This window comes from Microbacterium sp. B19 (assembly GCF_000333395.1).
In the GTDB taxonomy this organism is placed as follows: Bacteria; Actinomycetota; Actinomycetes; order Actinomycetales; family Microbacteriaceae; genus Microbacterium.
Genome location: NZ_BADA01000155.1, coordinates 1 through 25,574 on the forward strand (window position 1 = coordinate 1; position 25,574 = coordinate 25,574).

The window sequence follows — 25,574 nt, forward strand, 5'->3', positions numbered from 1 at the left end:
CAGAAGCCATGACGGGGCCGACCCGCGCCAGTTGGAGCACCCCGAGGACGGAAACGATGATGGACGGCCACACCAGGCCGGTGAGGAACCCCGCGAAGGAGGAGATCCCCTGCACCATGAGTCGGGCGACGACGTAGGCGGCGAAATAGTACAGGGGGCCGTAGGCGTACCCGGGGCTCGGAGGGTGGCCCAGATCCATCGCGTCGAAATTCTCGATACCCACTGCGGCTGCGGCGTACACGATGGCGATGAGGTCGAAAAGCCGTAAGCGGTAGCCGAGGACCGTGCCCGGAGGGCGCAGGAAAACCGCGAGAACGAAGCCGATCACGAGGAAGAACGTGGAGAGGTTCAGCGAACCGACCGACCACGACAGCCCCACCGAGGCGGCCGCGACGCCCAGCGCCGAACCTACGACAGCGCTCCGCGAGAACTTTCCCGGATCGGCGGGAAAGACCGTCGGCTGCGACTTTCGCGCAGTGCGGATGTCGATGCTCGTCACGGTCCCCCTCTTCCAGCGCTCCATTGATGGTAACTGAGATGGGGTATAGTCACATCACCGTGCCGATCTGGAGTCCACGGTGTCAGGACACTGTCGTCAGAGTTCAACGGCACGAACGGATCGGGTCATTCGAATGGGGCTAGCAGATTCCGCCGCGCGAGGGGCAGTTGTCACCATCGCGGGTCAGGTTCTGAAATTCCTCACCCAGCTCGCCACGCTCGTCGTTCTCGCACGACTGCTCACGCCCTCCGATTTCGGCGTCGTTGCAATGGTGACTGCGATTACCGGTGTCGCACTCGTCATCGGCGATTTCGGGCTGTCTATGGCCGCCATTCAGGCCAAGAACATCACCCCCGGTCAGAAATCGAACCTGTTCTGGCTCAATGCGGGAATCGGTGTGACGGCGGGCGCGATCGTCTTCCTCGCCGCGGGGGCGATCGCAGCGTTCTACAACCAGCCCGTTCTCGACGCTCTGACGAAATTCCTCGCTCTGACATTCGTCATCAACGGGCTGAACACGCAGTTCAAGTCCGAACTGACGCGGGCTCTCAAGTTCAAGCAGCTGGCGCTGGTGGACGTGAGCGCTCAAGCGGCCGGACTCGTCGTCGCCGTCGTGCTCGCGCTGCTCGGTTTCGGCTACTGGGCTCTCGGCTGGCAGCAGGTCACGATCGCGCTGCTGACGCTGCTGGTCAGCATGATTCTGAGCCGCTGGCGCCCGGGTCTCCCCCGCCGGCGTCAGCACATGCGCGAGCTCCTCCACTTCGGGGTGAACACCATGGGCGTCCAGCTCGTCACCTACGTGAGCAACAACGTCGATTCCCTGACGCTGGGACGAGTCGCCGGACCCGCCGTCGTCGGCCTGTACAGCCGCGCCTTCCAGATGTTCGCCCTCCCGGTGCAACAGCTCGCGGCTCCGATGACCCGCGTCGCCCTCCCGGTTCTCTCGAGAATCGACGACGACGCCCAGTACCGGAGGTACGTGGGTGCCGCCCAGCGAGTGCTCTCCTACCTGCTGGTGGGGAGCTTCATCTTCCTCGCCTCGGTGGCCGGTCCCCTTTTCGCAATCCTCTTCGGCCCCCAGTGGGGCGGATCGGTGATCCTGTTCCAGATTCTCGCCATCGGCGGGGTCTTCCAGGCGCTGGGCTACATCTACTACTGGATCTTCCTCTCGAAGGCACTCACGTGGCTCCAGCTGCGCTACAGCGTGATCGGGAGAGCGGCTCTGATCGCCCTCGTGATCGGCGGCTCGGCGTGGGGCGCCGTGGGAGTTGCGTGGGGGTATTCGATCGGCCTCGCGGTCATCTGGGCCCTGTATTCGATCTTCGCCATCCGCAAGACGGGGATGGCTGCCCGACTGCTGATCGAGATCGCGGCGTGGCCGATCGGGGTCCACCTCGTATGCGGAGCAGCCGCCTGGACGATCGGGTGGGCCGGCACGGGTCTACCGGTCGTCGCCGTGCTGAGCCTGCAGACGGTGGTCTACCTCGGCATGTTCGCGATCTCGTTCGCGATCCCTCGCGTCCGCCGGGATCTGGCCGAGATCTTCTCCATCGGGAAGCGACTCAGGAAGGGGAAATCGTGAATGCGGAACCCGAACGCGTCCGAGTCATGCTCACCACTCATGGCCCGGGGCGGAACCCGTTCATCCCGCTGCTCGTGGCGGGTCTCGAATCCGCCGGTGGCGATGTGTCCTACTTCTCCTGGCCGCGGGCGATATGGGGCCGGGTGGACGTGGTCCACCTGCATTGGGTCGAAGGGCTGTTCCTCTTCGACACGGGAGTCCGCAAGATCGCCAAGCGGGCTCTCGTCCGCCTCATGCTGCTGCGGCTGCGGCTCGGACGCATCCCGATCGTGCAGACGGTGCACAACCTCGATCGCCACGACACGCTCGCTCCCGCGGACGCGCGGGTGTTCGAAGAGATCATGGGGCAGGTCGCCCTCAACATCTACATGAGCGATCCGCAGTCGGACGGCATCCTGATCCCGCACGGCCATTACCGCGACTGGCACCGGATGATGCCGACCACCCCGCCGGAAGCCGGCCCCACGCGCGTGGTGACGGTGGGGCAGCTGCGCAAGTACAAGAACATCGAAGAGGTCGTCACCGCCTTCACCGGAATGAGCGACGGGGCATACGAGCTCGTCGTGGCGGGGAAGGCGCGGCCGTCCGAGTACGCACAAGAGCTGCGCGACCTGGCAGGAGAGCGCGACACCATCGTCATCCGCGACGAGTTCCTGTCCGACGACGACATGGTGGCGCTCATCCAGAGCGCTCATCTCGTGGTCCTGCCGTACCCGGAGATCTACAATTCCGGCGTCCTCTTCCTCGCCCTCTCGGTGGGGAGACCCGTACTCGTACGCCGCGGACCGATCAGTCTGGCGCTTCGCGAGGAGTTCGGGGCGGAGTGGGTCCGACTCTTCGAGGGCGAGCTCACCGCCGACGACGTGCGAGAAGCGCTCGCCCCTGTCGACGGCGTGGACACCCGTGAAGCGTGGCCCCCGATGACCGGGCGCGACTGGCTGACGATCGGACGGTCCCATCTCGACGCCTACCGACGAACCCTTGCCGGATTGAGGACGCGATGACCCCGACTGCACCTGATCTCTTCTCCTGGAACCCCCGCCCCTACGTGTTCAGCGGACGCCTCCGTCGCGTACTCCCGCTCCGGCGGAGGTCCCGCGTGAACAACTTCGGCGATCTCCTCGGCCCGGTCGTCGTGGAGCACCTCGCCCGCTCGGCGGGCATCGACCTCGCCACGCCACGGGTCGGGGATGGTCGCACGCTGTTCTCCGTGGGATCCGTCCTCCACTTCGCACAGAACGGAGACGTGCTGTGGGGAACGGGACGGAACGGCAAGATCGAGGCCGAGCGGCACGTGTTCACGTCTCTCGACGTGCGGGCGGTCCGTGGTCCCCGCACAGCGGCGTTCCTCCGGGAGCGCGGGATCACCGCGCCCGAGATCTACGGCGATCCCGGTCTGCTCGTGCCGGAGGTGTTCCCCCACCTGCGGGAGATCGCCGCGGCCCCCACGCGCGAGGTCAGCATCGTTCCGAACCTGCATGACTTCCCGCGGTATCGGGACGTCCCGGGCGTGGTGAACCCGCAGTGGGAGCTCGCGACCGTCCTGGAGCACATCGCCGCCTCGTCACTGGTGGTCGGATCCTCCCTCCACGGCATCGTCGTCGCGGAGGCGCTCGGGATCCCCGCTCGGCTGATCGCGCCCGAGCACGAGGATCCGTTCAAGTACCACGACTACTACGAAGGAACAGGGCGCCGTTCCTTCACGCCTGCGGCCGACGTCGCCTCGGCCGTCTCCGCCGGGGGCGAAGAGCCCCCCTCCCTCGACCTGGCTCCGCTGCGGGAGGCTTTCCCCGCCGACCTGTGGGCCGACGGCACATCCGCACCGGGATCGACGCTCCCACCCACCCACGATTAGGAAGTCACCATGGCGCGTTCATTTGTTCGTCAGATCCTCGACAAGGCCGATCTCCTCATTTCCGGCAAGGAAGGATTCGCGCGCCGAAAGGGCGTGAAGATCGGCCGTGATTGCCGCATCCTGTCCAACATCGTGACGACCGAGCCCTGGCTGATCACGGTGGGCGACCGCGTCACGATCAGCAGCGAAGTGACCTTCATCACGCACGACGGCTCGGGGTGGCTCGTCCGCGACGAGCGGGGGCGACGCTACCGCTACGCGCCGATCACCGTCGGTTCAGATGTCTTCATCGGCGCCGGAGTGACGGTCATGCCCGGCGTCATCATCGGCGACCACGTGGTCGTCGGTGCCGGGTCGGTCGTCACCAAGGACGTGCCGTCCGGCACGATCGTCGCCGGTGTGCCCGCCCGCGCCGTCTCCACGTGGGACGACTTCCAGAAGAAGGTCGCAGCGTGGCCGACCGCGTCGGACATGCGTGGAACGACCTATCGGGAGCGCGTGGACTCCATCGTGGAATCCCGGAGCGTCTGACCGCACGCGCCACTCGCACCGCGGGAGGCAGGAACGTTCGCGTACGCGCCCCGGAACACGGAGCCTCACCAGCGTCGCGGCCGTCCGGACACTGCCTCCGTCGACGGTATCCCTCCCTAGGCTGACCGGGCGTGGGCGCGACGGCACGTGACTCGACGACCTGTCGCCCGGCCCACGCGGAAGGGTGCCGTGGTGACGTCGATCGCGGAGCAAGTGGTTCTCGGTACGGTCGAGGCGTTGGGCGTACCGATACGCCTCGTCATCGAGCGCTCAGGGATCCTGACGCCCTCGCGCGTGAGCGCGGCCTGGCGCGACTGTCTCTCGGTCGATCCGGCCCAGCCCGCAGTACGCACGATTCCCATCTCCGGTGAGGCGATCGAGGACGGCGCGCGTGCGCTGTCCGATCTCTCGACACGGGTCACGCTCGCCGCCCTCGACGCCCTCCGGGGCACGCACCTCCTGCTCCACGCGGGAGGTGTGGCCGCGCCGGATGGACGCGTCCTTGCACTCGTCGGACCGTCGGGGCGGGGCAAGACGACGGCGGTCCGTCTCCTCGGCAGGCGATTCGGATACGTGAGTGACGAGAGCGTCGCCGTCGACGACCACCTCGCCGTCCAGCCGTACCGCAAGCCGCTCTCGCTGATCGTGGAGGGGCGGCCGCACAAGGAGCAGATCGCTCCGAGTGACCTCGGACTCCTCCCGCTCCCTCCGTGCTCCCTGCGTCTTGCCGCCATCGCCCTGCTCGACCGGGACACCTCGACCGTCGAGGCGCACGCGTTCCCCCTCGACCTCGTCGATGCGATCTGCGAGTTGACTCCGCAGATCAGCTACCTCACGGAGCTGCGCACCCCCCTCCAGTACGTCGCCCGGGTCGTAAGTCGCTCGGCACGGGTGACCCGTCTCGTGTACCGGGATGCCACGGACCTCCCCCGCCTCGTCGACGACGTCTTCGCCGGCCCCGCTCCGGAACCGCAGCCCTGGTCGGTGCTTCCATCCGCGGCCCCCGCCGGGCCGTGGCGCTTCCCGGACCTGACCGACGCCATCCTCGTCGAGGGGCGCGCGTGCATCCTCCGAGACGGAGTCGTCACGGCGCTCGATCGTCGCGGTTGCCTCGTCTGGACGATGTGCCGAACCGGGGCAGGCGAGACCGAGATCACCGCAGCCGCCGTGGCAGCTTTCGGCGAGCCGGCCGCGGCAGACGCACGCGCGGTCATCGAGGAGACCCTCGACGAGCTCATCGCACACGGTCTTCTCGCGCGAGCATGACGACCACCGCATCGACACCGGCGCGTCGGGACCGCTGGCGGAGGATCAGTCGCTCGCCGCTCGCGCACCTCCTGCTGGCCGTGATCGTCCTCGCCCTCGTGCAGACGTTCGTCATCAAGCCGTTCCAGGTCCCGTCCGAGTCGATGTCACCGACGCTCGAGTCCGGTGATCGCATCATCGCCAGCCGCGTCGCGTTCGGTCTGGCCTCCCCCGGCCCGGGGGATGTCGTGGTCTTCGCACGTCCCGACACCTGGGGTCCGGCGCCCGAGCGTGGAGTCCTCCGAACGGCCGTCGGATGGATCGGCGACATCGTGGGCTTTGGCCCCAGTAACCAGGACGCGCTCGTCAAGCGCATCATCGGCGTCCCCGGGTCGACAGTGCGGTGTTGTTCGGCGCAGGGCCAGCTCGAGGTGGATGGGCAGCCGCTCGCTGAGGGCTACGTGTTCAACGACCTGCCATTCACCCCGGGGGTGAATGATTGCACGACGACGCCGGTGTCGCCCCGATGCTTCGCCCCGGTCCTCGTTCCCTCCGGTGAATACCTGGTGATGGGCGACAACCGAGCGAACTCCGCCGATTCCGTCATCGCGTGCCGCGGCGGCCCGGCGACGGCTCCGGATTGCGCGCGCTTCGTTCCGCGCGATGACATGATCGGCGTGGTCGTCGCCATCGTCTGGCCGCTGAACCGCGCCCGCGTCGTTGCTCCCGGTTGAAGACCCGGCATCCGCAGCCTCAGCCCGCAGTCGCGAACAGAGCGCTGCAGGAGGAGTCGATGGTGACCGGTGTGTCGGATGCCGTGGGGGTGTGGCGCAGCTGGAGGGGCCCGAGCGGCCCACCGGGAAGCTGGACGGTCGAGGAGACCGTCCGGGTTTCGCCCTGGCGGAGCACGACGAGCCTGCTGAGCGCGGAATTTCCGTCCTGCGAGCCGGATCGGTCGAATCCCGACTCGTCACTCGTGGCGGGATCGGTGGCGATCACCTGGCCGCCCGGCGGGGCGAAGAACAGGACGTCGAGCATCATCGCGGTGCGTGGGAGCCCGAAGTTCCCGTTCCGCGCTCCCAGCGTGTACTTGCTCTGGATATTGTTCGGGATCGAGTTCGTGAGGGTCGTCGTCGTCGTGATCGTACGTGCGGTGGCGTCGCACGTCGCGGCAACGGTCTGCGACAAGTGGAATTCGAGCTTTCCGACGGAATAGTCGTTGAGGTATGTGCCCACCTGTGTTGCCGTCGACGTGTCGTTGCGCAGTGCTCCGTCGACGCCGAGCTCGGTCGCCAGTTGCTGCGCTTGGGGGTCTGTGAACGACAGCAGGAGTCTCTGCTCGTTCGCCGACTGCTCGAGCGCGTCGAGCATCTTCGCCGGGTCCCATTTGCCGGCCGTCAGATGGCTGAAGACCGTGCGTGAGACGTCCGAGAAGAAGGCGTCCGAGTCCCGTCCGTTCGGATACCGTTCGTACGCATCGCTCAGCAGCAGCTTCACCGCGTTCTCGCTCGTGATCTGCTCTCCCGCGACGTCCACCGGTCCGGCCACCGCGAGCATGTGCGACAGCACGACGGGATCGATCGAGATCACGCCGTCGAACCGCTCGCCGTTCGTGCGGGTCCAGAGGTCCTGGAAGAGCTGCACCGTCGTCGGGTAGCTCGGAGTCATGGTGTAGTCCTGCGAGAACCGGGCGAACGTCGACGGGTAGAGCGACAGGGTGTCCCCGGGCAAGTCGCTGAACTGTTCTCCCGCCGTACCCTCCTGATAGAACGTCAACGAGCTCGCCTGGTCGAGGAGATCGAACTTGCCCTGGTCGACCTTCATGATGATGCTTGCCGCGGGATTGCCGCCCGTTGCGCGGATCTCGGCGTTGTTCTGGAAAATGATGAGGTACGTCTTGCTTCCGTTACCGCCGGCCATGTCCAGCAGGGTCGGTAGGTAGCGATTGACGACGTCGAGTGTCGGTGCCGTGCGGTCGATGACGTCGCGAATCTCCCCGACGGGGCCGGCGACGGCGTCGAGCAGCTGATCGGACCGGATGCCGTCCGTCTGGGCCTTGGCTTCGGTGAAGGCTTGCGACACAACCGGAATGGAGCTCTGCGCCTGCTGGAACGGCTGCAGGTCGAAGCCGCCGCCCTCCAGCGCGAGCTTCTTGATGTCGAGGTCGCTGATCATCTGGATGCCCGGTGGCAGCGCCTCCCGCACGAGGATGTCGACCGCGCGCGTCACGCGGGAGACCGCGTCGATGTTCGCCCCGACGACGGGGATGTCAGCCGCTGCGCGCCACAACGGCCCCTGGACCGTGGCGGCGGCTCGAGAGGTACGGGCACTGACGTCGTCCGCGGCGGCCTGGAGTCCCGCCTCATCCTTGGCCGCGACCAACGACCCGAGACGCCCGAGGGTCGCCTTGGATGCGAGGAGGTCGTCGCGGACCTCCACGGCCTGAACGGCCAGCGTCGCGGCGAGGATGCCCGCCACCGCGGCGGCTCCTCCGACCACACCGAGGACTCCGCCGACGATCCACGGCCACGCGCGGCGGCGGCGTGGCGCCGGCGCATCCGCCGGGTCGGTCAGGACCGCGTCGGCCCCCTCCTGTCCGACGAGAGCGGCATCCTCGTCGTTCCGACCGTTCGTCGCACGGTCGCGGTTGTGGCGGCGAAGATTGTCACCCATGGGGTGAATCTTAGGTCAGGCCGCCTGAGCGCCTTCTGCCAGGAGCCTCATCCGCCCCGGTAACGGAGCAGAGATTCACACGAACAGCGGCGCGATCGCGAACCCGACGCCCACGAGGAGGGAACTCAGCCCTCCGATGATGGGCACCGCAGTTGCGCCCACCCGACGCCCGACCAGGTATCCGATCACTCCGAACACGAGGCCCACGGCCGCCACCACCAGGCCGAGCACTGCGGCTCTGTCGATGACCGCCGGGGAGCCGGCGCGGAGCAGCAGGATGGCTCCCACACCAGGAACGGCCACCGCCGCCACCGCGCACAGGAGGGACAGGATTCCGAGGATGCGGGCGAGCGGCTTCACGCGTGCGACTCTACCGGGCGGCGCAGACCGGCCCACTCTCGGACGCCGGGAACGACGAAGGGCCGGGCCCGAAGGCCCGGCCCTTGCCGGTCAGTCCGAAAAGGACTTACTTGAGGATCTTGGTGACGGTACCGGCACCGACGGTGCGGCCACCCTCACGGATCGCGTAGCCGAGGCCCTCTTCCATGGCGATCGGCTGGATGAGCTCGACCGACATCTCGGTGGTGTCACCGGGCATGACCATCTCGGTGCCCTCGGGCAGCGTGATGACGCCGGTCACGTCCGTGGTACGGAAGTAGAACTGCGGGCGGTAGTTCGTGAAGAACGGGTTGTGACGGCCGCCCTCCTCCTTGGACAGGATGTACGCCGTGCCCTCGAAGTTGGTGTGCGGGGTGACCGAACCGGGCTTGACGACGACCTGGCCGCGCTCGACGTCGTCACGCTTGGTGCCGCGGAGGAGCAGACCACAGTTCTCGCCGGCCCAGGCCTCGTCGAGCTGCTTGTGGAACATCTCGATACCCGTGACCGTGGTCTTCTGCGTCGGGCGGATGCCGACGATCTCGACCTCGGAGTTGATCGCGAGGGTACCGCGCTCGGCGCGACCCGTGACGACCGTTCCACGACCGGTGATGGTGAAGACGTCCTCGATGGGCATGAGGAACGGCTTGTCCTTGTCACGCACCGGGTCGGGGATGGACTCGTCGACGGCGTTCATGAGCTCGACGATCGACTCGACCCACTGCTCGTCGCCCTCGAGAGCCTTGAGGCCCGAGACGCGGACGACGGGGGCGTTGTCGCCGTCGAAGTCCTGCGAGGAGAGGAGCTCGCGGACCTCGAGCTCGACGAGCTCCAGGATCTCCTCGTCGTCGACCATGTCGGCCTTGTTCAGAGCGACGAGCAGGTAGGGGACGCCGACCTGCTTGGCGAGCAGAACGTGCTCACGCGTCTGGGCCATCGGGCCGTCGGTCGCCGCGACCACGAGGATCGCGCCGTCCATCTGAGCGGCACCGGTGATCATGTTCTTGATGTAGTCGGCGTGACCGGGCGCGTCGACGTGAGCGTAGTGACGCTTCGGGGTCTCGTACTCGACGTGCGAGATGTTGATGGTGATACCGCGCTGGCGCTCTTCCGGCGCCGAGTCGATCGACGCGAAGTCACGCTGGACGTTGGTGGCCGACGGGTACTTGTCGGCGAGCACCTTCGAGATGGCAGCGGTGAGCGTGGTCTTGCCGTGGTCGACGTGACCGATCGTTCCGATGTTCACGTGCGGCTTGGTCCGCTCGAACTTGGCCTTAGCCACTGGGTCCTCCTCAGGACGTTCATGCAGAGTGACGGGCGCTGGATTGCGACCGGTTCTCTACGGGGATGGTTCTCAGGTTACTAGAGAGTCGGTATTGAGTTTGAGCGGATGCCGGGAGCCCGGCCGGGGCGTGGGCTCCCAGCATCCACGAGAGCGGTGTTACTCGCCCTTGTTCTTCTGGATGATCTCGTCCGCGACGGCCTTCGGCACGTCGGCGTAGCTGTCGAACTCCATCGAGTAGACGGCGCGACCCGAGGTCTTCGAGCGCAGGTCACCGATGTAGCCGAACATCTCGGACAGCGGGACGTTGGCGCGGACGACCTTGACGCCGGCGGCGTCCTCCATCGACTGGATCTGGCCACGACGCGAGTTCAGGTCGCCGATGACGTCGCCCATGTACTCCTCGGGAGTACGCACCTCGACGGCCATGATCGGCTCGAGGAGGGTGGGGTTCGCCTTGCGGACGGCCTCCTTGAAGCCCATCGAACCGGCGATCTTGAACGCCATTTCGGACGAGTCGACGTCGTGCGAGGCACCGTCGAGCAGGATCGCCTTGACACCCACCATGGGGTAGCCGGCGAGCACGCCGACGTTCATGGCGTCCTGGAAGCCCTGGTCGGTCGGCGAGATGTACTCGCGCGGGATACGACCACCGGTGACCTTGTTCTCGAACTCGTAGGTCTTGTCGGCCGTGACCTCGAGGGGCTCCAGCGCGAACTGGATCTTCGCGAACTGACCCGAACCACCGGTCTGCTTCTTGTGGGTGTAGTCGTGACGCTCGACCGACTTGCGGATGGTCTCGCGGTACGCCACCTGGGGCTTGCCGACGTTGGCCTCGACCTTGAACTCGCGCTTCATGCGGTCCACGAGGATGTCGAGGTGCAGCTCGCCCATGCCCTTGATGACGGTCTGACCGGTCTCGGCGTTCTGCTCGACGCGGAACGTCGGGTCTTCCTCGGCGAGCTTCTGGATGGCGACACCCAGCTTCTCCTGGTCGGCCTTGGTCTTGGGCTCGATGGCGACCTCGATGACCGGCTCCGGGAACGTCATCGACTCGAGGACGACCTGGTTGGCGGGGTCGCTCAGGGTGTCACCGGTGGTGGTGTCCTTGAGGCCGATGACCGCGTAGATGTGACCGGCGGTCACGGAGTCGACGGGCATCTCCTTGTTGGCGTGCATCTGGAAGATCTTCCCGATGCGCTCCTTCTTGCCCTTGGTCGCGTTGACGACCTGCGCGCCGGAGTCGAGGTGACCCGAGTAGACGCGGATGTAGGTCAGGCGACCGAAGAAGGGGTGCGTCACGATCTTGAACGCCAGGGCCGCGAAGGGCTCCTCGCGGTCGGCGTGGCGCTCGATGACGATCTCTTCGTCCTTGGGGTCGTGAGCCTCGATGGCCGGCACGTCCAGGGGCGACGGGAGGTAGTCGACGACCGCGTCGAGCATCGGCTGGACACCGCGGTTCTTGAACGCGGAACCGCAGAGCACCGGGTAGAGCTCGGAGGCGATCGTGAGCTTGCGGATCGCGCCCTTGATCTCGGCGACCGTGAGCTCCTCGCCACCGAAGTACTTCTCGAGCAGCGCCTCGTCGGACTCGGCGACCGTCTCGAGCAGCTTCTCGCGGTACTCGGCAGCCTTGTCGGCGAGGTCGGCCGGGATCTCCTGGATCTCGTACTTGGCGCCCATGGTCACGTCACCCTTGGCGTCGCCGGGCCACACCAGGGCACGCATCTCGACGAGGTCGATGACACCGAGGAAGTCGTTCTCGGCACCGATGGGGAGCTGGATGACGAGCGGCTTGGCCTTCAGGCGGTTCACGATCGTGTCGACCGTGAAGTAGAAGTCGGCGCCCAGCTTGTCCATCTTGTTGACGAAGCAGATGCGGGGGACGTCGTACTTGTCGGCCTGACGCCACACCGTCTCGGACTGGGGCTCGACGCCCTCCTTGCCGTCGAAGACGGCGACGGCACCGTCGAGCACGCGCAGCGAACGCTCGACCTCGACCGTGAAGTCGACGTGTCCGGGGGTGTCGATGATGTTGATCTGGTTCTTGTCCCAGAAGCAGGTGACGGCGGCGGAGGTGATCGTGATGCCACGCTCCTGCTCCTGCTCCATCCAGTCGGTGGTCGCGGCACCGTCGTGCGTCTCACCGATCTTGTGGTTGACGCCCGTGTAGAACAGGATGCGCTCGGTCGTCGTCGTCTTGCCGGCATCGATGTGCGCCATGATGCCGATGTTGCGGACCTTGTGGAGGTCGGTGAGCACGTCTTGTGCCACGGGTGTCTTCCTTACCTGTTGGGAGGTTGATGCCGGGCCCATCGGAGGGTCCGCGACCGGGGTTCGGTCGCGGACCCTCCGCGGGTGTTACCAGCGGTAGTGCGCGAAGGCGCGGTTCGACTCGGCCATCTTGTGGGTGTCCTCGCGGCGCTTGACCGCGGCACCGAGGCCGTTCGAGGCGTCGAGGATCTCGTTCTGCAGACGCTCGGTCATCGTCTTCTCACGACGACCCTTCGCGTAGCTCACGAGCCAGCGCAGCGCGAGGGTGTTCGCGCGGTGCGGCTTGACCTCGACCGGAACCTGGTAGGTCGAGCCACCGACGCGGCGGCTCTTGACCTCGAGGGTGGGGCGCACGTTGTCGAGCGCCTTCTTGAGGGTGGCGACGGCATCCTGGCTGTTCTTCGCCTCGACGCCGCGGAGGGCGTCGTAGACGATCGACTCGGCCAGCGACTTCTTGCCGTCGACGAGGATCTTGTTGACGAGCTGGGTGACGACGGGAGCGCCGTACACCGGGTCGTTGACGACGGGACGCTTCGGGGCGGGACCCTTACGAGGCATGGTTCTCAGCCCTTCTTCGCGCCGTAGCGGCTGCGAGCCTGCTTACGGTTCTTGACAGCCTGGGTGTCGAGCGCACCGCGGACGATCTTGTAACGGACACCGGGGAGGTCCTTCACACGACCACCGCGGACGAGCACGAGCGAGTGCTCCTGCAGGTTGTGGCCCTCACCGGGGATGTAGGCGGTGACCTCGGTACCGTTGCGCAGCTTCACGCGGGCGACCTTGCGCATCGCCGAGTTCGGCTTCTTGGGGGTCGTGGTGTACACGCGGGTGCACACGCCGGCCTGCTGGGGGTTCGACTTCAGCGCGGGAGCCTTGGTCTTCGAGACCTTCGGCGAGCGGCCCTTGCGAACCAACTGCTGAATGGTTGGCACGTTCTCTCCTTGTTTGTGCTGCACGGTGACAGCGTCGTGTCTCCCCCGACTCGGCGCGGATCTTGCGATTCGTGACGTGTCGGGCTCACGTGTGATCCACCGCGCGCCAGAATGATCGGGCGTGAGTGTGGTGGATATGCCGTGGGGGTGACCTGTTCGCAGGCCGTTCCCTGAGATGGTGCGAGCGTTGTTCCGTGCCACAGCCCGGAGGCATGACGCACGGCGCGCGTGAACGCACACCCGCTCAATGATACGCGCCCCGGAGGGTGCGGGCAAACGTGCGCCGGTCGATGCTCAGCCCATCAGCAGGAACAGCGCGATGGCCGCCGCCGCGACCAGGACGACGACCGTCGCCGCGAGCACGATCGCCCGGGTCCGGGTCCGACGGGGAGTCCGCGGCAGGACCTCGGCCGCATCCGGAGCGTCGTCGGGACGAGCGGGCGGGGCCGCACGGGTCACACGGACCGCCTCGTCGACCCGGGGACGGTAGAGCTCATGATCGCCCGCCGGCACGCGGGCCTCGCGCGGCCGGGGCGCCGGGTCTCCGGACGGGAGCTCGGTGGTCGGGACCTCCGGGCTGCGACGGGCGCGGCGCGTTCCCGCCTCCGTATCCGCGGTCGAGGTCTCGGCCGGTGCGACATCCGCGCCCCGGCGACGGCCGGGCGCCGTGGTCTCGTCGATCGGCGGCGAGGGGCGGTCGACCCGCACCGTGTCGTCCGCGGGCACGGGCACCGGCGCGGGGCGGTCGACCCGCACGGTGTCGTCCGCGGGCGCGGGCACCGGCGCGGGGCGGTCGACCCGCACCGTGTCGTCCGAGGGTGCCTGACGGCGCACACGGACGGTGTCGTCGGCGACGGGACGCACGGAGATCGCGGTGTCCTCGTCGACCTCGTCGTCCCCGGTTTCGGGGGCCGCGGTCGGCGGGGTCGGCCAGGCGCGGAGCCGGCCCGCCCACAGCGTGACGTCGTCGGGATCGTCGGGAACGTCGTACGGACCGCTCACGCCTCCCTCCGCGTGAGACGCACCTCCGCGTCGCCCAGGAAGAAGCGCTCGCCCGCCTCGATCTCCTCCCCGGGAGGCGCCTCGACCTCGGTGCCCATGAGGGTCGCGAACAGCACCCCGTTCGTCGAATCGAGGTCCGTCACGAACCACTTCTCGCCGCGGAGCTGCAGGCGCGCGTGGGTCTTCGACACCGTCCGGGTCTCGTCGACGATCGCGATGAGCTGGGCGTCGGGGTGCGCGGCATCCGGAGCCGGACGGCGTCCGAGGATGACGACGTCCGAGGTCAGGTCGACCGGGACGCCGTTCGGCGGCACGATCGCCCAGGGGATGCGGCGCCGGCGGGTCACGACCGTGCGGTCGAGGGCGTCGAGCTCGGCGTCCTCGGGTTCGGCGGGGAACTCCGGCTGCGTGTAGAGCGCCGACACCGAGGTGCGCGCGGAGCGCGGCGCACCCGCCTGCGGCGCCTCGGCGACGGCCGACACCGCTTCGGACAGCTCGGGGAACTCCTCCCCCGGCTCCTCGCGCCGCGCGGGGACGGCGGGGACGGCCGAGACCGGGACCGTGGCAGGGGCGGGGCGGGTCAGGGGCGCGTCGGGAAGGGGAGTCGAGGCCTCCGGCGCCGGCTCGGACCGAGCGGGCGCGAGCCACGGGTCGAGCGGGGACTCATCGGCGGCAGGAGTGGCCGGAGCGGCGGCGGGCGCGGAGGTCGCGGCCGGGTCCTCCGCGTCGACCGTCGGTTCAGAGCGACGACGGACCGGCGTGGCCGGAGCCAAAGACTCGGGTTTCCACGCGGCGTCGTCGTCGGCGTTCGCGGGAGGAAGGAATCCCGCTGCCCCGCCGGCGGCCGGCGGAGCCCAGTCCGACGGGGTGGGGACGGCGTCCGACAGGGACGGCGAGGGTGCAGCGAACGGAAGGACGACCGGTTCGGACACCGGCGTGGAGGGCGCGGCATCCCTCCCCTCGTCCTCAGCCACCGCGACCCCGGTCTCCGCCTTCGGCGGCTCGGGGGTCCACCCGCCGACGAGGGGGACGTACGGTCCCGCGAAGTCCTGACCGCGGCGGACCGGCGCGGAATTCTCGTCCACACCGGAACGGCGCGCACCGGGCGCGGCACCCTCCCACCGTGCGCGGCCGAAGCCGAGGATGCTCGCCCAGATGATCGGCAGGAACGCCCCGAGGACGGTCATCCCGGCGCCCCGCCCGAAGGCCAGGTTCACGCGGTGGATGGCGACGATCGAGACCACCGCGTACGCGATCACACCGAACACGGGGACGAGGACGATCAGCACGAGCCACGGCGAGAATCCCCCGAGCTTCAGCACCGTCGCCACGTTGAGAACCGGCACCCACCCCTTCCAGCTCGCCTCGCCCGCCTTCGCGAACACCGCGGCGAGCGCCAGGGCGTGCCAGACGTACAGGATCACGAAGAGGACGAGTGACAGCGCCCCCAGGAGCATTTCCGTGGAATCGTTCATGTCGTGTCGCGCCGACGCTGGCGCTTCCCCCTCTCGTCGCGGTGCGGCGGCCGTCGGCGCGTGGGGCGCGGGGCGAAGAACCGCAGGAACGATCTCAACGATACGGCGGCACGGAGGCGCCGCCACCAGCCGCGCTGACGCGTGAGCGTGCGTCGTTCGTCGTCCACGATGCGCCAGAACTCGGATGCCTCGTCGGCGGTGACCGTGCGGGACGAGAACACCGCGCGGTCGGCGTCGTCGGCGAGCCGCAGCCCCGAGGGAGTGTCGTACGCCTCGGCGAGCTCGCGGCGCGTGGACGATCGGGGCGGTTCGCGGCCGGCATCCATTCCCGCGTCGACGTACTCGTCCCACCCGCCGGCGATCGCCCCGCGCGGGTCGGGGTCGCGTCGGCGTCCCCGTCGGCGCAGCGCCTTCGCCACGACGATCGCGAGGAACGGCCCGAACAGGATCAGCACGACCAGTAGCGAGATGCCCGCGACCCGCAGGATCGGCCACAGCCACGCGAGGTCCAGGCCCTCGTCGCGCTTGTCGTCGTCGTTGAGGGCGTTGTCCTCCTGCACCGGATCGGGCGGAACCACCTCGTCGACCGTGTCGGGGCGCACCTCGGTGACGTTCTCCGGGTCGCGCTGCTGCGTCACCTCGAGGCTCGGCGAGAGCTCCCATTGCGGGGTGACGTCGATCGCGGCCCACCGCCCGTCGGAGCCCTGCACCTCGGTCCACGCGCTGAGGTCGCGCGCGCGGCATTCCCCGGACTGGCACGTCGCGACCCCCGGGTCGCTGGAGGTCAGTCGCGTGCCGACCACGACGCGCGCGGGGTAACCGAGCTGGTGGGCGACGAGGGCGGCGGCGACCGCGAACTGCTCGTCGTCGCCCACCGCCGCGACGTAGTTGTTCGTCGACTGGGCGCGCGGGTCGTCCTCGCGCTCGAGCAGGCGCTGGAACATCGTCTCGATGCGCGCGAGGGAGTGCCCCGACGCGCTCGGCTGCAGCTGGTAGCCCGGGAGATCCTTCGTCCATACCGGCGCCGCCGCCCCCGCCGCCGGGGCGAGCCCGTGGCTGAGGTAACCGCGCTCGCGGAGGAGCCGGATGAGGGCGACGAGATCCGCACCCGAGGTTCCCGTCGCGTGCTCGTCGACCCACCGGCGGAGGTTGTCCCCGCCGGAGATGCCCCCGTCATCTCCGGGAGCGGTCAGGGTCGCGGGGTCGTCGTCGGTCGACTCGATCGCCGTGAGCTCGTACCCGTCGCCCGAGACGAGTCCTCCCCCGGCGATCTGCACCCCGGCCTCGGCGTCGGTGCTGTAGTAGAAGCTGTCGGCCAGGGCATTCTGCCGGTCGCCCTCGAACGTCGCCGAGACGAGGCGCCCGGCGGTCGGCATCCAGATCCCGCCGAGATCGCCGATGCGGATGTCGGCCCGCACTTCGCGCCCCTCGACCGCGGGGAGGGTCGACGGGACGCGCACGAACGTTCCCCGGCGCGACCCGGAGGAGCGGAACACCTCGCCGTCGTACGTGTCGAGGGTCGCGACGCGGATGCGCTCGGGGGCCGCCGCGCCCGCGTCTACGCGGAACAGCACGTCCTCCGCGCGCGCGTCGGAGAACATCGCCCGGTACTCGGACAGCGGGCTCACGGCCTCGGCGATCTGCCGCTCCGGCCCCGCGGCCGACCGCAGCACGCGCCGGTCGGCATCCTTCGCCGCCCACGGCACGACAGCCACCGCCGCGACCACGGCCACCACGACCATGCCGGCACCGAGGGCGGCACGCCGCCGGTCGGTGCGGGAGCGGCGACGCGGGAGGGCGACGGCGCCGCTCTCGCTTGCGCGGCGCAGCGCGCGGGTGCGTTCGTCCCTCGTGCGCCAGGCCAGCCACAGCACAGCGGAGAGCACGGCGGCGACGCCGATCGCCGTCTCGACGGGGGCCGCGAGTGACACGGGGCCGAGCGTCCAGGGAGCGCTCGTCGACGTGCGACCGAAGAACAGCCCGAAGCCGCTCATCGCCAGACCGCTGACGACCGCGACGGGAGCCCACCGGTCGGCCCGCAGCGCCGAGGCGAGGGTCACAGCGGTCCCGATCAGGAAGACGAGGAGGGCGGGGACGAGCAGGTTGCGGTAGTCGCCGACCGGGAGGTCGACGGTGACCAGGTCCTTCCACGCGAGCAGGACGCCGGAGAACGCCTCCCCCAGGCCGCGCAGGATGTCGAGGGGCGCGCCCGCACGCGAGGGCACGGCGAGCGGCACCGCGAGCACCGTGAAGGCTCCGGCTACGACGGCGGCCGTGATCCATCCGCTCCACCGGCGCCACCGCGCCAGCACCACCGCGCCCGCCGCGACCGGCACCGCGACGGCCACGAGCACCACGAACGCCGGCGACGCGTACACGGGCCAGGCCGCCACCGCAGCGAGCAGCGCGCTCACGGCGGTGTACAGCCCGGCCGCGATGGCGCGCGAACGCAGCGCGGGGTCGGTCGCCCGCCGTCGCCGGGTCGAGGCGGGGGCGCTCACGACGTCGCTCCGCGCACGAGGAGCCCCGCGAGGTCGTCGAGCGTACCGATCGTGAGGACCGTGAGGCCCGCGACGCTCTGCATGCGCGGGTGGGCGCGCTCGTCGCACACCACCGCGGCGACGGCCGTGTCCGCGTCGAACGCGAGCGCCGCCTGGCGCAGGCGCCCGATCGACACGACGGAGCCGACGACCACGAACGCGATCGACAGCCTCTCGTTCGCCTCGGATGCCAGTCGGCAGACGTCCTCGACCGGCATGGTGTTCTCGTGGTTCGCGAGCGCGCTGAAGCCGTCGAGCATCGCGCGCGGGGTCACGGCGGGGACGTGTCGGATCGCGCGGAGGCGGCCCTTGACCACCCGCGGGATCTCCGATCCGGTCACGACGTCGATGTCCCGGGCGTCGCGGACGGCGCGGAGACCCAGCGACGCGGCGGCGGAGACGGCGAGCTCGTACTCGTCGGCATCCGCGTACTCCTGCGCCGCCGCCGCGAGCACCACGGCCATGCGCGAACGCCGGGACTCCTCGTACTGCCGCACCATGAGCCGGCCCGTCTTCGCGGTCGACTTCCAGTGCACCTGTCGGCGCGAGTCGCCCGGAACGTACTCGCGGATCGCGTGGAACGACATGTCCGCGTCCACGAGACGTCGCGTGGCGTTGCCCTCGAGGTCGCGCACGAGACCCGCACTCGTCGACGGGAGAGCGACCGTGCGCGGGTGCACGTACAGGTCGTGGACGTCGTCGAACGCGTGCTCGCGACGCAGCAGACCGACCGGGTCGCTGCGCACCGTCGTCACGGGCCCGATCCGCACGACACCCCGCGGCAGCGGCGGGATCTCGAGCGGCTCGGTGACGCCGTGGCCGGGGCGCAGCAGCGGGACGCCGAACTCGACGAGGCCCTGGCCGACCGGGATGTCGAGGCGGCCGGGGAGCGCGGGCCGGCCGCTGTCGTTGCGGATCGCGATCTCGCCCGTCACACCGTGGCCGGCGACCACGCGCTCGTGCGCGAGTGTCAGATCGACGTCGTACGCGCGGGCGCCGAAGAGGAACGGGATGCTCATGATCAGCAGCAGCAGCGCCACGGCACCCGCGACCATCCACTCGACCCACCCGAAGACGAGCCCCAGCGCCAGGCCCGCCGTCGCGGCGACGGCCACGACAGCTCCCGCCGGTCGGATCGTGCGTCCGGCCCAGCGCACCGTCGTCTCGGCGGCATCCACGATCGTCCGCCACACCTCGGCCGCGCGCACCGCGGCACGCACCAGGCGGCGGGTGCGCCGCGTGGACGTCGAGGTGATCGACGTGCGCGAGCCCGTTCCCATCGTGCCGGCGGACGTGCGGGTGAGCCGCGACTCGGTGAGGTTCACGTCGGGCACGGCGGCACCCTTCGCGCGGGGAGGACCGGGGGGACGAGCATGATTCAGGCGCTCTCGCGCTGCGTGGGCGGCACGGTGTCGAGGAGCACCTGCCCGACGACGGCCTCCTGCGTCACCCCGTCGAACTCGGCCTCGGGATGCAGGATGAGGCGGTGCGACAGCACGGGCACGGCGAGCGCCTTCACGTCGTCGGGGGTGGCATACGTCCGCCCCTGCGCCGCCGCGCGCGCCCGGGTCGCCCGGGTGAGCGCGAGCGCGCCGCGGATGCTGACGCCGAGACGGACCTCGTCCGCCGAGCGGGTGGCATCCACGATCCGGGCGATGTAGTCGAGGACGAGCGCGTCGACGTACACCGTCGCCGCGAGGTCGGCCATGCCCACGAGCGCCTGGGGGGTGATGATCGGGCGGAGGTCGGCGGTCGACACCGCGGCGCCGTCGAGGATGCGGACCGTGGCGGCGTGATCGGGGTAGCCGAGCGAGGTGCGCAGGAGGAAGCGGTCGAGCTGCGCCTCGGGGAGGCGGTAGGTACCGGCCTGCTCCACGGGGTTCTGCGTCGCGAGGACCAGGAACGGCACGCCGACCTCGCGGGAGACGCCGTCGATGGTGACGCGGCCCTCCTCCATGACTTCGAGGAGTGCCGACTGCGTCTTGGGGCTCGCGCGGTTGATCTCGTCCGCGAGGACGATGTTGGCGAAGATCGGCCCGGCGTGGAACTCGAACGTCCCGGTCTTCTGGTCGTACACGGTGATGCCCGTGATGTCGCCGGGGAGCAGGTCGGGCGTGAACTGGATGCGGGTGTTGGTCCCCTGCACGGACTGCGCGATCGCCCGGGCCAGCGACGTCTTGCCGGTGCCCGGGACGTCCTCGAGGAGCACGTGCCCGTCGCTGAGCATCGCGGTCAGGACGAGCTCGACGACGTGCCGCTTGCCGAGCACGGCGCGCTCGACGTTGTCGGCGATCTGCGCGAAGGTCTGGGCGTACCAGGTCGCCTGTTCCTGGGTGATCGTCATGGCGGTGCGTCTCTCTGTCGGGGGGGCGGGAGGGTCAGGGCTTCGAGGTGGATGTCGGGTCCGGCGTGCCGGGCTTGCACGTGCCGTCGGTCTGGAGCACGGCGGAGTCGAGGCCCCAGCCGCGCGCCGACCAATCGACCGTCACGCGGACGTTCTTCACGGTCGTCGCGCCGATCGGCACGCGCTTCGAGCCGTCCGCGGTGGGGAGCGGCGCACCGTTCTTGTCGTAGTAGCGGATGGCATCCCAGTCGACGGTGAGAGCGGCCTGATCGTTGCTGGAGCTCGAGGACACCTCGAGGTTGTCTCCGCCGACACAGGATGCCACTCGGGTGCTGGCCTGCACCTGGTACGGCGCGCTGCCCGACGCGGGCGCGACGCGGCCCGTCTCCGAGGTCGTGCCCCACAGCTGGTGCTGGAAGTACACGCCGATGTTCGGATCGGACCCGAACACCGGTGACGTGTTCCCATCGAAGTTGGTGTACTTCACGGTGTTGAGGCGCGGCGGCTTGCTGCCCTCGTTGATGTCCGAGATGCGCCAGCGCGCGACGGGGCGCCCGTCCTCGGTGCCGACCTCGGCCCGCGCGCCGACCTCGAACGTGTACCCCCGCGGAGCCGCGGTGTCCTGCGCCACGCGGTACTCCTGCGTCACGCTCTTCGATCCGTACGAGGTTCCGTCGTAGCTCGATTCGACGCAGAACGTGAACGTGTAGGCGACGCCGTCGAGCTTGCCGGGGAAGTCCCGGCGCGGACCGTCATCGCCGACGCGGCAGAACGGACCCTCGGCGATGCCGTAACGGAGCCGCGAGTCGGTGCCGTTCTGTCGCGCCGTCCCCTCGACCGTCACGGTGGACACCCCGTCTCCTGTCGAGCGCGAGGTGATCGTCATGTTCGGTTCGAGCGGTGCGCCGACGCCGTGCGCGGAGAACGTCAACGCGGCGCCCTGCGCCGAGCCGCCGAGCCCCGCGGGGACGTCGAACCGCGAGGTGGGGACGACCGTGATCTGGGTGCTGGTGTTGCTGCCGACCTGGAACCCGTCGACGCGCACGTCGTTCTGGTTGCGGCCGACGCTCACCTTCCGCGTCTCGCCCGCGGCACTGCGGATCTCGAGCTGCCCGGTCTCGGCGGACTCCACCCCGTGGATGACGAGGTCGGCGACGTTGCCGTCTCCGTCGCGGGTGACGACGGGCGTGAAGTCGGCCGAAGCCGGACGCGCCGGGGGGTCGTAGGCCCACGCGTTCGTGCGCACCGAGCCGCGGGACTCGCCGACGGCGTTCACCGCCGTGACGACGTACTCGCGCTGCTCCCCGTTCGGGGCCGAGATCGACGGGCACGAGCCGTCCGCGTCGCACTGGGCCACGACGTTCCCGCCGTAGCGCACGGTGAACCCGATCAGCGCCGGGTATGCGCGCCGCGCCCTCGCCGGGTCGACGCGCAGCGTGAGCGAGCCGTCCGCGTAGGCGGTCTGGCGCACGCTCGCGGGTGCGCGCGGGTAGCCCTGCAGATCGAGGACGACACGGGCGTCGCGCGTTCCCGCGGTCGAGCGCCCCTGTGCGTCGCGCAGGGTGACGTTGGCCGCGCACGTCGCACCCGGCGCGTCCGACGTCCACGAGGCGCGGACGCTGTCGGACGACGCGACGTCGAAGCTCACGCCCGTGCACGCGCTCGTCGGGCGCACACTCACGACCTCGAGCGGCGTCCGCGGCAGCGGGTTGACCTCGCCCGACAGCCCGACCGCGCCGATCGTGCAGCTCGATCCCGACGCCTGCGAGCACTGCTGCGTCGTCGTGCCGCCCTGGGGCAGCGTCGAGGGCGCGGAACCGACGCGCAGCAGCAGGCGCGCGGGGGCGACGGCCTTGTGGCTGGTCACCGAGATGATCGCGGCGTTCTCGGTGCCGGGAACGGCGCGGTCGGCGCCGGTCACGGTCACGGTCGATCCGTCCAGCGTCACGGACGAGAAGGCCGAGCCGGAGTACTCCAGCGCGTAGCGGATCCCGGCCCAGTCCTCGCGGCCGAGCTGCCACGACGTCATCTTCTGCAGGTCGAAGGTCGCCGTCTCGCCCGGACCGACAGTGAGCGACGCCGGGCGCAGCTCGGGCTGAGGTTCACGCGCGACGATGCCGATCGGCACCGACAACACCGTCCAGTCCTCCGTGCCGGCCAAACGGACGGGCACCTGGCACGCGTCGGTCCACGGAGACCCGGTACCGGCGTCGTAGCGCACGACGGTGCCGGTCACCGAGCAGCGACCCTCCGAGCGCACGCCGGTGGTCGAGACGTCGGGCCCGACCTCGAGCGTCGACCGGCGCGGCACAGCGACGAGGGAGGCCATGTCGAATTCGACGGATGCCAGTTCGTCGACCTTCTGCGCCGAGTTCGGTCGTAGCGCGAGAGTGAGGTCGTCGTCGCCGGGCACTCGGAGGAAGCCGTACGTCGTGACCTCCTGGTCGCCGACGGTGCCGGTCACGGCGAAGGGGATGATGCGACGCGTGGCGGGCAGTTCCCCCGAGATGCGTCGGCCGTCGACGCGGACGCCGGTGGGCTCGCCCCACAGCGACACGCGCAGATCGCCCACGTCGCCGCCCGACCACGTCGCGCGGCCGTCGAGCACATCGACACCGGAGACGAACTGGTCGCGGTCCTCGACCGTGAGGACGGTGTCGGAGACCACGGGGTAGTCGGGCACGCTCTCGCGCACGACCTTGACCACCACGAGCCCACGACCGGTGTTGCCGGAGTCCGACTCGACGTCGTAGAGGAACGACATGGTCGCCGGGGCCTCGCCGGCGCGGATGACGACACCCGTGTCGGAGACGCTCTCCACCAGCGCGTCGAGGCGCGCGTACTCCGGGTTGTCGCTGCCGTCGACGAGCGTCTTCGGGAGGTCGGGGCGCACGCCCGTCAGCTTCAGGCGACCCTGGGTCGGATCGATGTCGTTGGCCAGCGGACTCACGCGGATGCGGCTGTCCGGGCCGGCCTGCACCTGCACGTAGTCGGTGAACGTGATGGGGCTCGGGTTGGCCTCGGCATCCAGGACTCCGATGCGCACCGTGCCCTCCCCCGTCGCGCCGGAGGGGTCCACGACGCGGTAGCGGAACGACACCTGACCGCGGTCTCCCGGCACCGAGGAGTAGACGATCGACGCCCCGTCGGCCGAGATCGAGGCCGTGCCGCGGTCGGGCTGGTTCACGATGCGGTCCAGCGCGACGGCGTCACCGTCCGGGTCCACGCCGAAGCCCTGGAACGGGATCGTCGTCGTGCCTCCGCTCAGGACGCGGCCCTGGAGCGTGTCCGGGATCGGGGCGCGGTTGGCCTCCGGCCCCAGCACCGTGATCCGGACGGTCGCCTCGTCCCACAGCGACGGCGTCCCGGTCGTGTAGACGCGGTAGCGCACCGCGTACGTGCCCGGCGTCGTCGGGGCGAGGTAGCGCAGCACCCCGCCGGAGGCGAAGGCGAGACCGTCGCTCGCGGGCGTGGACTGGATGGATGCCGGGTCCAGCGTCGGCAGTCCGCCGGCCGGGGACACGTCGTTGTCGAGCACCGGGATGTCGGCCTGCGCCCCCGCGCGCACCGTGACGGTGTCGTCGACCGCGATCGGCGCGATCTCGGGAGCGGGCGGCAGGAGATACACCGTGGCCTCACCGGCGACGCGCGACCCGTCGTCCTCGGTACCGTCGCTCACCGTATAGGTGACCGTGCCGAGCAGGCCCGCGCCGCCCTCGGCGGTGCTGCCGGAGACGCGCAGGTCGTTCTGCCCCACGGTGTCGACCGTGAGCGACGCCCCTTCCTCCGCGCTCGCGGCCACGTCGCTCAGCAGCAGGACGCGCCCCGTGGGATTGGACACCGCGGCGAAGACATCGAGGGTCGCGTCCTCCTGCGGCCGGACGAAGGCGACCACGGGCGCGGTCGACAGCTGCGCCGGCGCGTCGGCCGGCAGCAGCGTGATGCGCGCGGTGCCCGTGGCATCCCGACCCGCTCCCGTGACCGTGAAGTCGACGCGGTACACACCCGGCTGAGCGGCCGTGAAGTCGAACGTCGTCGTGCCCCCGACCGCCGTGGCGGTCGCGGCCGCGTCGTCGAGGACGCGCACCGACCCGATCGTGACGTCGCCCGCTGTGCCCGTCACGTGCGGTCCGACGTCGACGGTCAGCGCAGATCCGGCGGTGTCGACGACGGCGAAGGACTGCACCGCGAGTGCCGGGTCGGGCGTGACGCGGATGACCAGCGGCTTCGTCGCCGTCGCGCCCTCGGTGTCGGCGACCGTCACGTCGAGCTGGATCGTCTGCTCGCCGCCGGAACCGTCGTCGGAATGCTGGTAGACGACCTCGCCGGCGGGAGTGGATGCCACGCTCCCCACGCCGCTCGGATTGTCGACCGACAGCAGCAGGAGCGGATCGCCGTCCGGGTCGACCCAGCCGGTGAGTACCGGCACGGTGATGGTGCCGCCGCGCGCGACCTCGGGCGTCGGCCACGGCTGCAGACACTTCTCCACGCCGCACCAGACGGGCGCGGCGTTGGTCCCCGACGGAGACACCGTCAACGTCACGGTCGTCGGCGACGACGTGAGGCCGTCGGCGGTGGTGCCGTCGGTCACGGCGTACGAGAACGTCGCCGAGCCGGTCGCACCCGGTGCGACGCGGACCGCGAGCTGCTGCCCGTGGTCGGTGATCGAGAGGCTGCCGAAGCCGGGGTCGAGGCCGGTCACGCTCTCGGGGACGATGCTCAGCACGTCCTTGTTGGGGTCGTGGTCGTTCAGCAGGACGGGAAGCGTCACCAGGCGGCCCGCGCGGACGCCGAAAGCGTCGGGTTCGGCGATCGGCGGCTTCGGGTCGAGCACGACGTCGAGCTGCTGGTCGCTCTGGACCGCCGCCTGCTCGGTCCGGTCGTCGAGCGTCCAGCTCTGGCTCGACGCGACGAGCGCCCCGTCCGGCACGGTCCACACCCAGCCGGTGCGCGTCTCGTTCA

At 69.8% G+C, this 25,574-nt stretch carries 19 protein-coding genes; 6 read left to right on the forward strand and 13 right to left on the reverse strand.

All coding sequences use genetic code 11. The features are described from left to right. Window positions 1-499 (reverse strand): hypothetical protein (locus I5G_RS20955; protein ID WP_036326639.1); only part of this gene is annotated, 499 nt, incomplete at its 3' end. Between the two features lie 133 nt (window positions 500-632). Here I5G_RS20955 and I5G_RS06100 point away from each other — a divergent pair. From I5G_RS06100 to lepB, 6 genes are all read left to right on the forward strand, one after another. After that, complete coding sequence (locus tag I5G_RS06100) at window positions 633-2,081, forward strand: lipopolysaccharide biosynthesis protein (protein WP_022878274.1); 1,449 nt, start codon at window positions 633-635, stop codon at window positions 2,079-2,081. Then, window positions 2,078-3,085, forward strand: a complete 1,008-nt coding sequence (locus tag I5G_RS06105) for a glycosyltransferase (protein WP_022878275.1) — start codon at window positions 2,078-2,080, stop codon at window positions 3,083-3,085. The genes I5G_RS06100 and I5G_RS06105 overlap by 4 nt, the downstream gene beginning before the upstream one ends. Beyond that, window positions 3,082-3,936, forward strand: coding sequence for a polysaccharide pyruvyl transferase family protein (locus I5G_RS06110; protein WP_036326643.1), 855 nt, complete (start codon window positions 3,082-3,084; stop codon window positions 3,934-3,936). The genes I5G_RS06105 and I5G_RS06110 overlap by 4 nt, the downstream gene beginning before the upstream one ends. A 9-nt stretch (window positions 3,937-3,945) precedes the next feature. Beyond that, entirely contained in the window at window positions 3,946-4,467 is a 522-nt protein-coding gene (locus I5G_RS26710) for a DapH/DapD/GlmU-related protein (RefSeq protein WP_022878277.1), read from the forward strand. A 192-nt stretch (window positions 4,468-4,659) separates the two neighbouring features. Beyond that, a complete protein-coding gene (locus tag I5G_RS23930; RefSeq protein WP_148286420.1) occupies window positions 4,660-5,733 on the forward strand; it encodes a hypothetical protein in 1,074 nt (357 codons plus the stop codon). Next, complete coding sequence (gene lepB, locus I5G_RS06125) at window positions 5,730-6,446, forward strand: signal peptidase I (protein ID WP_022878279.1); 717 nt, start codon at window positions 5,730-5,732, stop codon at window positions 6,444-6,446. The genes I5G_RS23930 and lepB overlap by 4 nt, the downstream gene beginning before the upstream one ends. Window positions 6,447-6,465: 19 nt before the next feature. On the opposite strand, the gene I5G_RS06130 is transcribed toward lepB, so the two are convergent. The 12 genes from I5G_RS06130 to I5G_RS20965 form a co-directional block, all read right to left on the reverse strand. Beyond that, a complete protein-coding gene (locus tag I5G_RS06130; RefSeq protein ID WP_022878280.1) occupies window positions 6,466-8,385 on the reverse strand; it encodes a DUF4012 domain-containing protein in 1,920 nt (639 codons plus the stop codon). Between the two features lie 75 nt (window positions 8,386-8,460). Continuing rightward, a complete protein-coding gene (locus tag I5G_RS06135) occupies window positions 8,461-8,745 on the reverse strand; it encodes a hypothetical protein (protein ID WP_022878281.1) in 285 nt (94 codons plus the stop codon). A gap of 106 nt (window positions 8,746-8,851) precedes the next feature. Continuing rightward, window positions 8,852-10,045 carry an elongation factor Tu gene (tuf, locus tag I5G_RS06140; RefSeq protein WP_022878282.1) on the reverse strand — a complete coding sequence of 398 codons (1,194 nt, stop codon included), beginning with the start codon at window positions 10,043-10,045 and terminating at the stop codon, window positions 8,852-8,854. A 159-nt stretch (window positions 10,046-10,204) separates the two neighbouring features. Continuing rightward, window positions 10,205-12,319, reverse strand: coding sequence for an elongation factor G (gene fusA, locus I5G_RS06145; protein ID WP_022878283.1), 2,115 nt, complete (start codon window positions 12,317-12,319; stop codon window positions 10,205-10,207). An 87-nt stretch (window positions 12,320-12,406) separates the two neighbouring features. Further along, complete coding sequence (rpsG, locus tag I5G_RS06150) at window positions 12,407-12,877, reverse strand: 30S ribosomal protein S7 (protein ID WP_022878284.1); 471 nt, start codon at window positions 12,875-12,877, stop codon at window positions 12,407-12,409. Between the two features lie 5 nt (window positions 12,878-12,882). Then, window positions 12,883-13,251 carry a 30S ribosomal protein S12 gene (rpsL, locus tag I5G_RS06155; protein WP_013584051.1) on the reverse strand — a complete coding sequence of 123 codons (369 nt, stop codon included), beginning with the start codon at window positions 13,249-13,251 and terminating at the stop codon, window positions 12,883-12,885. A gap of 294 nt (window positions 13,252-13,545) precedes the next feature. Next, entirely contained in the window at window positions 13,546-14,253 is a 708-nt protein-coding gene (locus tag I5G_RS06160; protein WP_022878285.1) for a hypothetical protein, read from the reverse strand. Next, window positions 14,250-15,728: a DUF5684 domain-containing protein gene (locus I5G_RS06165; RefSeq protein ID WP_026095689.1), complete on the reverse strand. Its 1,479-nt coding sequence runs from the start codon at window positions 15,726-15,728 to the stop codon at window positions 14,250-14,252. Before I5G_RS06165 ends, I5G_RS06160 begins: the two co-directional genes overlap by 4 nt. Continuing rightward, entirely contained in the window at window positions 15,725-18,229 is a 2,505-nt protein-coding gene (locus I5G_RS06170; protein WP_022878287.1) for a transglutaminase domain-containing protein, read from the reverse strand. Before I5G_RS06170 ends, I5G_RS06165 begins: the two co-directional genes overlap by 4 nt. Beyond that, on the reverse strand, window positions 18,226-19,602 hold the full coding sequence (locus tag I5G_RS06175; RefSeq protein WP_022878288.1) for a DUF58 domain-containing protein: 1,377 nt from the start codon (window positions 19,600-19,602) through the stop codon (window positions 18,226-18,228). The genes I5G_RS06170 and I5G_RS06175 overlap by 4 nt, the downstream gene beginning before the upstream one ends. Before the next feature lie 44 nt (window positions 19,603-19,646). After that, a complete protein-coding gene (locus I5G_RS06180; RefSeq protein ID WP_022878289.1) occupies window positions 19,647-20,612 on the reverse strand; it encodes a MoxR family ATPase in 966 nt (321 codons plus the stop codon). Between the two features lie 34 nt (window positions 20,613-20,646). Next, a complete protein-coding gene (locus I5G_RS20965; protein ID WP_239642503.1) occupies window positions 20,647-25,551 on the reverse strand; it encodes an Ig-like domain-containing protein in 4,905 nt (1,634 codons plus the stop codon). Window positions 25,552-25,574 lie beyond the last annotated feature (23 nt).

What these genes read in the sequence shown, in the direction of transcription:
- I5G_RS06130 (WP_022878280.1), bottom strand. Translation starts at nt 8,385, where the DNA reads ATGGGTGACAATCTTCGCCGCCACAACCGCGACCGTGCGACGAACGGT.
- I5G_RS06100 (WP_022878274.1), top strand. Translation starts at nt 633, where the DNA reads ATGGGGCTAGCAGATTCCGCCGCGCGAGGGGCAGTTGTCACCATCGCG.
- rpsG (WP_022878284.1), bottom strand. Translation starts at nt 12,877, where the DNA reads ATGCCTCGTAAGGGTCCCGCCCCGAAGCGTCCCGTCGTCAACGACCCG.
- I5G_RS06110 (WP_036326643.1), top strand. Translation starts at nt 3,082, where the DNA reads ATGACCCCGACTGCACCTGATCTCTTCTCCTGGAACCCCCGCCCCTAC.
- I5G_RS06165 (WP_026095689.1), bottom strand. Translation starts at nt 15,728, where the DNA reads ATGAACGATTCCACGGAAATGCTCCTGGGGGCGCTGTCACTCGTCCTC.
- I5G_RS26710 (WP_022878277.1), top strand. Translation starts at nt 3,946, where the DNA reads ATGGCGCGTTCATTTGTTCGTCAGATCCTCGACAAGGCCGATCTCCTC.
- I5G_RS06180 (WP_022878289.1), bottom strand. Translation starts at nt 20,612, where the DNA reads ATGACGATCACCCAGGAACAGGCGACCTGGTACGCCCAGACCTTCGCG.
- lepB (WP_022878279.1), top strand. Translation starts at nt 5,730, where the DNA reads ATGACGACCACCGCATCGACACCGGCGCGTCGGGACCGCTGGCGGAGG.